This is a genomic window from Candidatus Methylomirabilota bacterium (genome assembly GCA_035764725.1).
Classification (GTDB): domain Bacteria; phylum Methylomirabilota; class Methylomirabilia; order Rokubacteriales; family CSP1-6; genus DASRWT01.
Genome location: DASTYT010000096.1, coordinates 1 through 9530 on the forward strand (window position 1 = coordinate 1; position 9530 = coordinate 9530).

Consider the following 9530-nt stretch of genomic DNA (forward strand, 5'->3'; position numbering starts at 1 on the left):
ATCTCCGCCGGATGAAGTTCAGCGGCCGCAAGGCCGAGTACATCATCGGTCTCGCCCGGCTCATCGACGGAGGTGAGCTCGACCTCGTCGCCCTCGCGACGCGGACCAACGAGGAGATCATCGAGGCGCTGACCGCCGTGCGGGGGCTCGGCCGCTGGACGGCGGACTGGTTCCTCGCGCGCGGGCTCGGCCGCGGCGACGTCTGCCCCGCCGGTGACCTCGCGGTGCGCAAGGCGTTCGCGCATTTCTACAACCGCGGCCGGCACCTGAGCGAGCGCGCCATCCGGCGGCGCGCCGCCCGGTGGGGCGCGCACCAGAACCTCGTCGTGCACTATCTGCTGGCCGGGCAGCGCCTGACGCGGGCGGACGTGGGAGGCGGCACATGACGATCAAGGGTCTGTTGCCGATTCTCGGTCAGGGCAATCCGGGCGAGCCGAAGGACGTCCACCTGGTGGGCCGGTACGCCATCGGCGTCACGTGGGCCGACGGGCACTCGAGCATCTTTCCCTTCGACCGCCTGCGGCAGGACGATCCCGCCGCGGCCGGCACCGAGCCCGCGCCACTCACCGAGACGATGGCCTGGCCGCGCGAGATCAAGCGGCTGCCCGACGCGCTTCGCGTGATCTGGGCCGACGGGCACGAGAGCCTCTATCCCTATGGGGTCCTGCGAGGGCTGTGCCGCTGCGCGGGCTGCACGGGGGGCCATTGATGAGCGGCGACCAGCCGCTGCTCGACCGTCTCGCCGGGCTTCCGCCGGTCCCGGTGTCCGATCTCGTGGCGATCTTCGAGCGCGCCGGGCTCGCCAAGGATCCGCTGCTCGTCGGCCTGGTCGGCGAGGATGAGGAAGGCCACCCCGCCGTGCATCCTCTGGTCGCGGCGGTGCTCGAGCATCTCGGGCAGAAGCCCGACGCCACGTGCTATGCCGCGCTCCTGGAGGCCCTCACCGGGATCTGGAACGCGGCGGTCCGCGGCGCGGTGGTGGCGCGCCTACGCGCGACGGGGCTACCGCCCGACGACCTGCTGCTGCGCCTGCAGGCGCTCTCGCCGACGCTCGGCTTCCAGACCGACGGCGGCGACGTGGCGCGCTCGTGGATGTCGGATCCCACCGCGCAGGACGGCGCCCTCGTCCAGCAATGCATGGTCCGGCTGCTGCTCGCCCTCCGCGGCATGGCGGAGGCGCGCGCACGGACCCTCACCGAAGCCCCCCCACGGAAGGAGGACGCCTGATGTTCCATCTGCACGAGAAGAATGCGGAGCGGAAGCGCCTGGCCGGTCTCGTCGCCAAGAGCACGATGCGGGTGCCCGCCGCGTTCAGCGAGGTCGGCAAGCATGTCTTCGCCGACGGCGCGCTCAGCAAGAAGCACAAGGAGCTCACCGCCCTCGCGGTGGCCATCTCGCAGAACTGCTTCGACTGAATCGAGCACCGCGTGGAGGAGGTCCTCCACCTGGGTGCGAGCGACGCGGAGATCGCCGAGACCATGGACGTCGGAGTGCTGATGGGCGGGACCCTCGCCATCAAGTCGGTCCGTCACGCCTTCGCGGTCCTCGATGCGCTGAAGAAAGGAGCCTCCTGATGGTGACGATTCCCGATGCGTTCAAGGACGTCCTGACGAAGAAGAAGGCCTTCGCCGCCCTCGCCACCGTGGGCGCCGATGGCGCGCCGCAGGTCACGCCGGTGTGGTTCGACTGGGACGGCACGCACCTCCGCTTCAATACCGCCAAGGGCCGGGTGAAGGACAAGAACATGCGCCGCACGCCGAAAGTGGCGCTCGCGATCATGGATCCCGACAATCCCTACCGCTACCTCCAGATCCGCGGCCGCATCGCCGAGACGACGGAGGCGGGAGCGGACGCCCACATCGACTCGCTGGCCAAGAAGTACACGGGGGTGGACAAGTACCAGCACCGCCGGCCGGGCGAGGTACGCGTGATCTACAAGGTCGTGCCCGAGCGCGTCCAGGTGATGGGCTGAGGCGAGAGAGGGGCGCGCGCATCACGTGATCTCGCTGGAGTCGATCGCCAAAGGGTACGGGGGCCAGGCGCTCCTCCGTGACTGCTCGTGGCGAGTGGTCCGGGGCGAGCGCATCGGCCTCGTCGGGCCCAATGGCGCGGGGAAGACCACGCTCTGCCGCATCCTCGCCGGAGTGGAGGAGCCCGACGAGGGGCGGGTCCATCTCGACAGCGGGGTCACCGTGGGCTATCTCCCCCAGGAGGTGGCCGGGGGCATGGAGCGTACCGTCCTGGCGGAGGCGCTGTCCGGCTACGACCAGGTTTGGGAGCTCGAGGCCGAGCTCGAGCGGCTCGCCGAGGCCATGGCGCGGCCGGACGCGGATTCGGCCCTGACCGACCGCTACGGCGAGCTCCAGCATCGCTTCGAGGCGCTGGGCGGTTATCGCCTCGAGGCCGAGGCCAAGATGATCCTCGGCGGACTCGGCTTCGCGTCCGGCGTCGTGCATCGCGGGCTCGGGGAGTTTTCCGGCGGCTGGCGGATGCGGGCGGCGCTCGCTCGCCTGCTGCTCCTGCGACCGGATCTCCTGCTGCTCGACGAGCCCACCAACCATCTGGATCTGGAGTCGCTGGGCTGGCTGGAGAACTTCCTCATGTCGTATGACGGGACAGTGGTGATCGTTTCCCACGACCGCTACTTCCTGAACCGCATGGTCACGTCCATCGCCGACCTGACCAGCGGTGCCATCGACGTTTACCCCGGAGACTACGACCACTACCTCGTGGAGCGCGAGGCGCGTCGCGCGCTCACGGAGGCGCGCGCCCGTAACCAGGCTAAGCGCATCGAGGAGATCGAGCGCTTCATCGAGCGCTTCCGCTACAAGTCGTCGAAGGCCCGGCAGGTGCAGAGCCGAATCAAGATGCTCGAGAAGGTGGAGCGAATCGAGGTGGAGGGGGCGGCGCGGCACATCCACTTCAAGTTTCCGCAGCCGCCGCGCACCGGGCGCGTCGTCGAGCGGCTCACGGGGATCCACAAGGCCTACGGCGACAACGTGGTCTACGCCGGGGAGGACTTCGCCGCCGAGCGGGGCGAGCGCGTGGCGCTGGTAGGCATCAACGGGGCGGGGAAGTCGACCTTGCTCAAGATCCTCGCCGGCGTGCTGCCCATCGATGCGGGCGAGCGGGAGCTGGGCGCCCACGTCGAGGTGCACTACTACGCCCAGCATCAGCTGGACGCGCTCGATCCCGCGCGCACGGTCCTGGAGGAGATCGAGGCGGTGGCGCCCGAGGCTACTCACACCCGCCTCCGCACCATCCTCGGCTCGTTCCTCTTCAGCGGCGACGCGGTTGACAAGCGCGTGGCGGTGCTGTCCGGTGGCGAGAAGGCGCGCCTCGCCCTCGCCAAGATGCTGGTGCGGCCGGCGGCGCTCCTTTGCATGGACGAGCCCACCAACCACCTCGACCTCGCGTCCAAGGAGGTGCTGGAGGAGGCGCTCGGGGGTTTCACCGGCACCATCGTGTTCATCTCCCACGACCGCTACTTCATCAATCGCATCGCCACCCGCGTGGTGGAGGTGGACCGCGGGCGGCTCACCGACTATCTGGGCGACTACGACGACTACCTCGCCGCCAAGGCGGGGGCCCGGGCCGCGCCGCAGGCTCCCCCCGCACCGCCTGCGCCCGCCGCGCGCCCGCCCAAGGCTCGGCCCGTGGCGGCGGCGCCCAGCCGCGCGCCGGTGCCGCCGCGCGGCGAGCACGGGGCGGGCAAGGCCGACCGCCGTGCCCTCGAGCGTGAGGTCAAGGCCATTCGCGAGCGGCTCGGCGCCGTCGAGAAGCAGATCAGCGAGCTCGAAGGGCGTCTCGCCGAGATCGGTTTGGCCCTCGCTGATCCCGATCTCTATCGAGACGGCGCCCGAGCCCGCGAGATCGCGGAGGCGCGCCGCCAGGCCGAGGAGCAGGTGGCCTGGCTCATGAACGAGTGGGAGGAGCTCTCGGAGCGTCTGTCGACCGTGGCGGGACCGGCGGGAGCCGACGCGTGAGCGAGCCGCGCTTCGTCCCGCAAGTCGGCGACGACGAACTGCGCCGCGAGAAAGCCCGCGCGCGCGAGCTGCGGGCCAGCGGCTGGTGGAAGCGACGCGTCGCCGAAGGGATCTGCTACTACTGCCGCGCTCAGGTGGGCGCGCGGGCGCTCACCGCCGACCATCTGGTTCCCCTCATCCGCGGGGGCCGCTCGGTGCGGGGCAACATGGTGCCGTCCTGCAAGGCGTGCAACAACCGCAAGCGCGCGATGCTGCCCTGGGAGTGGGAGGAATACGTGAAGCGCCTCGCCGGCTCGGCGGAGGAATAGCGGGCGGTGCCGATGCCGCGTCTCGCCGCCCCGTCCCCTCGGCGCGCGCTCACCCTGACCGTGCTCGTCTCGCTGGTTGCCGGCGTAGCCTTCGCGCACTCCTTCCTCGAGCGCGCGGAGCCGCGTCCGGGCAGCACGGTGAAGGCCGCGCCGACCGAGGTGCGCCTCCGCTTCACCGAGCGCCTGGAGCCTGCCTTCTCCACCGTGCAGGTCACCGATGAGAAGGGCCGCCGCGTGGACCGGGGCGAGGCGCACACCGAGCCGGGATCACCCCGGCAACTCCGCGTACCGCTCGAGCCCCTCGGCGCTGGCCGCTACGCGGTCCGCTGGCGCGTCCTCTCGGTCGACAGCCACGTGGTCGAGGGCGACTTCAGCTTCCGCGTCGCGCCCTGACCCGTATCCTCCCGGCGTCACGCCGCCGTATCGAACGTTGGACATTGTCCGGCGCCCCTCGTCTCGATCAAATCGCCCCGGACGAATGATCGTCCCAATCAATCACAGGGAGGGGCGCGATGAATATGAATCGGATCGGATGGGGGCTTGCAATGGCGCTGGCGGTGGGGCTGGTCGCGGGGACCGCGGCAGCCGACGACAAGCCGGGCAAGGACGGTGGCGCGAAGACGGCGAAGGCCGACGGCAAGATCAACATCAACGAGGCCTCTCGGGCGCAGCTGATGAAGCTGAGCGGGATCGGGCCGGGCACGGCGGATCGCATCATCGAGTATCGTCAGGCGCACGGGCCATTCCGGCGCGTGCAGGATCTCGAGAAGGTGGAGGGCGTCGGCAAGGGCGTGATCGAGCGGAATGAGGGCCGCATGGCGGTGAAGTAAAAAAGCCTTTGCACGCCCATCGGCGAGTGGGTACGATGCTGTCAAAATCGATCGGAGCGCACACAGGCTCTCTCTGGCGTCTCCCGTCGGCAATTCCGCCGGCGACGACGTGATCGAGCCTCCTGCCGGGAGTCGGCGTCCGGTGCGAGGTAGTGGGCACCTGGGCCTCGAGTCGGGCCTCGCCGAGAAAGGGAGGTGATCCAGCCGATGTGTACCCCTACGGTGATCTGTGAGGTGGTCACCTCCTAAGGCCCTGTAGCACGCAGGTGGCCCTGGAGGACCCAGGAACCACCGGCCCCGACGGTCCCGCCCTTCACCAGCGGGGCGGCTTTGCAGCACGAAATGCCGCAAGTACCGTCGGGGCTTTTTCTTGTCTACCGCTTGGATGTTGACTCGCGGAAAGTCAAACGGCCCGCCGGGCGCGCCGGCGGGCCGTCATGGGTCGCGTGTGGCGGTCGCTAGGCCTTACGGACGTTCGACGCCTGAAGCCCCTTCGGGCCCTTGGTCACTTCGAACTCGACCTTGTCCCCCTCGGCCAGGCTCTTGAAGCCCTGGGCCTGGATGGCACTGTAGTGGACGAAGACGTCCTCGCCGCCCTCGACCTGGATGAAGCCGTAGCCCTTCGCGTCGTTGAACCACTTGACCGTACCTTGTGCCATACCTCGGTTCCCTCTCTCCTTGAGCGGCGCGAGGCCACCCGCGTGATCCCCAACCACCATGGCCGGGGCTCCCCCGAGCTCGGGGGAAAACAAAAAAAGCGCCTAGGAGGACCGAGGTCCTCACGGCGCTTCCGCTGACTACTCTCGAGTCGCTCTCACGTACGAGTCAAGCCGCACTTCGATTCCAGGTCGTGGCTAAGTTATCAATACGGTGGGGCTCCTGTCAAGCCCTCTCAACACCCCCATAAAGGACAACAGCCGGATCCCCCATGATGGGGGTCCGGCTGCTGCGGGGCTTGGGGAGCCCCGATCTGCCCTCTATCGGGAGGGGGTTCCTACGACGCGCGACGGACGTTCGCGGCCTGGAGCCCCTTGGGTCCCCGGCTGACCTCGAACTCGACCCGATCCCCTTCGGCCAGGCTCTTGAACCCCTGAGCCTGGATGGCGCTGAAGTGCACGAACACGTCCTCGCCACCCTCCTGGGAGATGAAGCCGTACCCCTTCGCGTCGTTGAACCACTTGACCGTTCCCTGAGCCATCTCTACATCCTCTTCTTCTGGGGGCTTATGCCCCCGGTGATACCCCGCCACCATGGCGGGGCGCCCTCCCGATATGGAGGACAAACAAAAACGCCGCGGGACCTGAGGTCCTCGCGGCGTCAAAATTCATGATCTGCGCTACCGGTGACCACAACCTTTGATCAAGGTACCCCATGGATTGTCATCGGTCAAGCCAATTCTTCGATAGCCACCGTGACGGGTCTCGAGCCGTTGCGCGTGCCGAGCCAGCCGGGAATGGCCATCGAGAAGCGTCCGGCCGTGCCTCCCGCCACCACCACATGGAGCTCGGCGGGGGAGGGGAACTTCGAGATGAGATCGTCCGGCTCGGGCTTGAGACCCTTGCCGAAGCGCAGATTGGTCCCTTCCCCGTTGTCCGCGTCCGGCAAGAGCTTCCGAAACGGCAGGCGGACAGTCTCGTGGAGGTGGCGCTTGAGATCTTCCTTGGACCAGCCTTCCTCCGCGAGCGTGCGGGCGTGCTCTGGGCCCACGACCAGCATCGTGTGGGAGTAGAGGGGGAAGTGCTTGATATTCCACAGACCGGACATGGACCAGCCGATCGATCCCGCCAGCTCCCGAGCGGTGCGGCTGGCGTGGTCGGAGATGCCATGGGGCGCTTCTCCCGCGAAGAGGGTGACCGCGCTCTGCCCGGCGGGAACGCCCCGCTCCACGGACAGCGCGGGCCACGGGCTCGCCTCCTCGAACTCACCGATGCAGTACGTGTAGCGTCCCGGATGCCCGAAGGTGGACATCGAGGTCTCCCCCGGCTTGGCGCCGCCGAGATTGATCATGATGAGCCGGAGCGCGCGCCCGATCGTGGCGTTGGCGCGAAAGCCGGGTCCGAACACGCCGAACGAGCAGTTCATGCCGATGCGCCCCCGGATCGGGCCGTTGACCACGATCAGCGGGGCCGAGAAGTGGGTCGAGGTGGACATGCCGTGCAGCGCGAACGCGGGATCACACGCGGCCTCCACCGCGGCGAGCACGACGGGCAGGTAGTCGGCTCGGCAGCCCGCCATCACCGCATTGATCGCGACCTTCTCGACGGTGGCGCGGCCGTAGTTCGGGGGCACTTCGCCCACCAGCTCGGCGCGATCGCGCGCGGTGCCGCCGAGCATCCGCTCCACGCGCTCGCGCGTCGGGGGGATCACCGGCAAGCCGTCCGTGACGCCCTTGTCGAACCAGGTCTCGAGCTCGTCCATGGTCGGGCCGCCATGGTGGCACAGCTCCCGACCGCGTGCCACACTGGATGCCGCATGAATCCGTGGCACGACGTGGCCCTCGGTGACGACGTCGAGCGGCACTTCCGCTGCGTCATCGAGATCCCCAAGGGCTCGAAGATCAAGTACGAGCTGGACAAGGCTACGGGCCTCCTCTCGCTTGACCGCGTCCTGCATTCGGCCGTGCACTATCCCGCGAACTACGGCTTCCTGCCCCAGACGTACTGTGACGACGGCGACCCCCTGGACGTGCTGGTGCTGGGCCAGGAGCCGGTGGTGCCTTTGTGCGTGCTCCGCGCCAAAGCCATCGGCGTCATCACGATGCGTGACGACAAGGGGCAGGACGACAAGGTCATCGCCGTGCACATCGACGATCCCGAATACGAGCACTACCGCGACGTCTCCGAGCTCCCGCCGCATCGGCTGAAGGAGATGCAGCGGTTCTTCCTCGACTACAAGGTGCTTGAGGAGAAGACGGTCGACGTCGACCACATCCGCGGCCGGGTGGACGCCTACCACGTGATCCGCGACGCGGTCACCCTCTACCGGACGAAGATCCTCCCGGGGCTCTCGCCCGCCCGTTGAAGCCGGGTGGCCCGCCGGCCCCGAAGCAAGCCCTCTCTTAACCCGTCGAAAGAACGCCGATTTTATGGGCATTCGGGACGGAATTCGGCGTCAACGGAGTGACATGTCAGTGAACAGCGTTGGGTCAGTGACGTCCATCCTCCTGAAAACTCTTACGTTTCTCTTGTTCCAACAACTCACCGATGCTAGATTGGGTCGAGGTAGAACTGTCGCGAACCCCTTACACAGTAGATAGGAGCGGCGATGCTGTTCAGCGTGCTTGCCGGGCTGTTCTCGAACGACCTCGCGATCGATCTTGGCACCGCGAACACCCTCGTGTACGTGCGCGGCGAAGGCATCGTGATGAACGAGCCCTCGATCGTGGCCATCCACCAGGCCGACCATTCCGTGCTCGCGGTGGGACACGAGGCCAAAGCCATGCTCGGCCGCACGCCGGGCAACATCACCGCCATCCGGCCGCTGAAGGACGGCGTCATCGCCGACTTCGACGTGACGGAGAAGATGCTCCACCACTTCATCAGCAAGGTGCACCGCCGGCAGACCCTGGTGCGCCCGCGCATCGTCATCGGGGTTCCCTCGGGGATCACCCAAGTCGAGAAGCGCGCGGTGCGTGACTCCGCCATGCAGGCGGGCGCGCGCGAGGTGTACCTGATCGAGGAGCCCATGGCGGCCGCGATCGGCGCGGGCCTACCTATCCAGGAGCCGGGCGGCAACATGATCGTGGACATGGGCGGCGGCACCACGGAGGTCGCGGTGATCTCGCTGTCCGGGATCGTGTACTCGAAGTCGGTGCGCATCGCCGGCGATGAAATGGACGAATCGATCGTCCAATACATCAAGAAACACTACAACCTCCTGATCGGCGAGCGGCGCGCGGAAGAAATCAAAATCAAGCTCGGCTCGGCCTACCCGATGGGAGGCGAGCGCCTCTCCATGGAGGTCAAGGGCCGGGACCTCATCGACGGCATCCCGAAGACCATCGTCGTCACCGACGAGGAGATCCGGGAGGCGCTGCGTGAGCCCGTCATGGCCATCGTGGACACGGTGCGCACCTGTCTCGAGCGCACGCCGCCCGAGCTGGCGGCGGACATCGTCGACAAGGGCATCGTGCTCGTCGGCGGCGGGTCGCAGCTGCGCAACCTCGACGTCTTGCTCCGGGAGGCGACGGGCCTCCCGGTCATGCTGGCAGAGGATCCCCTCACCGCTGTCGCCATCGGGACCGGACGAACGCTGGACGACATGTCCTTGCTGAGGGAAGTCGCGCATCGTTCCTGACGCCGGTCCGGCGCAGGTGTCATGACCGAGATCCGAAGTCGGGTGCTGCTCGCTGGCCTGGCCGCCTTGTTGGCCGGCGTTGCGATCATCAACATGGTGGTCGATCGCCG

The 9530-nt window shown here is 67.9% G+C and carries 15 protein-coding genes; 12 read left to right on the forward strand and 3 right to left on the reverse strand.

Annotated elements, in window-relative coordinates:
• The 10 genes from VFX14_15005 to VFX14_15050 form a co-directional block, all read left to right on the forward strand.
• Positions 1–386, forward strand: a 386-nt coding sequence (locus VFX14_15005; protein HEU5190992.1) for a hypothetical protein, incomplete at its 5' end; no start/stop codon positions are given.
• Entirely contained in the window at positions 383–709 is a 327-nt protein-coding gene (locus VFX14_15010) for a gamma-butyrobetaine hydroxylase-like domain-containing protein (GenBank protein HEU5190993.1), read from the forward strand. The genes VFX14_15005 and VFX14_15010, both read left to right, overlap by 4 nt.
• Positions 709–1227, forward strand: coding sequence for a hypothetical protein (locus tag VFX14_15015; GenBank protein HEU5190994.1), 519 nt, complete (start codon positions 709–711; stop codon positions 1225–1227). Before VFX14_15010 ends, VFX14_15015 begins: the two co-directional genes overlap by 1 nt.
• A complete protein-coding gene (locus VFX14_15020; protein HEU5190995.1) occupies positions 1227–1415 on the forward strand; it encodes a carboxymuconolactone decarboxylase family protein in 189 nt (62 codons plus the stop codon). Before VFX14_15015 ends, VFX14_15020 begins: the two co-directional genes overlap by 1 nt.
• Before the next feature lie 12 nt (positions 1416–1427).
• A complete protein-coding gene (locus VFX14_15025; protein ID HEU5190996.1) occupies positions 1428–1574 on the forward strand; it encodes a hypothetical protein in 147 nt (48 codons plus the stop codon).
• A complete protein-coding gene (locus VFX14_15030) occupies positions 1574–1972 on the forward strand; it encodes a PPOX class F420-dependent oxidoreductase (protein ID HEU5190997.1) in 399 nt (132 codons plus the stop codon). Before VFX14_15025 ends, VFX14_15030 begins: the two co-directional genes overlap by 1 nt.
• A gap of 25 nt (positions 1973–1997) precedes the next feature.
• Positions 1998–3986: an ABC-F family ATP-binding cassette domain-containing protein gene (locus VFX14_15035; GenBank protein HEU5190998.1), complete on the forward strand. Its 1989-nt coding sequence runs from the start codon at positions 1998–2000 to the stop codon at positions 3984–3986.
• Positions 3983–4294, forward strand: coding sequence for an HNH endonuclease (locus VFX14_15040; protein HEU5190999.1), 312 nt, complete (start codon positions 3983–3985; stop codon positions 4292–4294). Before VFX14_15035 ends, VFX14_15040 begins: the two co-directional genes overlap by 4 nt.
• Before the next feature lie 12 nt (positions 4295–4306).
• Positions 4307–4687, forward strand: coding sequence for a copper resistance CopC family protein (locus VFX14_15045; GenBank protein ID HEU5191000.1), 381 nt, complete (start codon positions 4307–4309; stop codon positions 4685–4687).
• 125 nt (positions 4688–4812) lie between these two features.
• Positions 4813–5124: a helix-hairpin-helix domain-containing protein gene (locus tag VFX14_15050; protein ID HEU5191001.1), complete on the forward strand. Its 312-nt coding sequence runs from the start codon at positions 4813–4815 to the stop codon at positions 5122–5124.
• A 458-nt stretch (positions 5125–5582) separates the two neighbouring features.
• Here VFX14_15050 and VFX14_15055 read toward each other — a convergent pair whose 3' ends face one another.
• The 3 genes from VFX14_15055 to VFX14_15065 all read right to left on the reverse strand — a co-directional run bounded on the left by VFX14_15055 (position 5583) and on the right by VFX14_15065 (position 7542).
• Positions 5583–5783: a cold-shock protein gene (locus VFX14_15055; protein HEU5191002.1), complete on the reverse strand. Its 201-nt coding sequence runs from the start codon at positions 5781–5783 to the stop codon at positions 5583–5585.
• 335 nt (positions 5784–6118) lie between these two features.
• Positions 6119–6322 (reverse strand): cold-shock protein, encoded by a 204-nt coding sequence (locus VFX14_15060; GenBank protein ID HEU5191003.1) that lies wholly within the window; start codon positions 6320–6322, stop codon positions 6119–6121.
• A gap of 188 nt (positions 6323–6510) precedes the next feature.
• Positions 6511–7542, reverse strand: coding sequence for a hypothetical protein (locus tag VFX14_15065; protein HEU5191004.1), 1032 nt, complete (start codon positions 7540–7542; stop codon positions 6511–6513).
• A gap of 54 nt (positions 7543–7596) precedes the next feature.
• Between VFX14_15065 and VFX14_15070 the strand changes: the two genes are divergently transcribed.
• Positions 7597–8145 (forward strand): inorganic diphosphatase, encoded by a 549-nt coding sequence (locus VFX14_15070; GenBank protein HEU5191005.1) that lies wholly within the window; start codon positions 7597–7599, stop codon positions 8143–8145.
• A 243-nt stretch (positions 8146–8388) separates the two neighbouring features.
• Complete coding sequence (locus VFX14_15075) at positions 8389–9420, forward strand: rod shape-determining protein (protein ID HEU5191006.1); 1032 nt, start codon at positions 8389–8391, stop codon at positions 9418–9420.
• Positions 9421–9530: the final 110 nt, after the last annotated feature.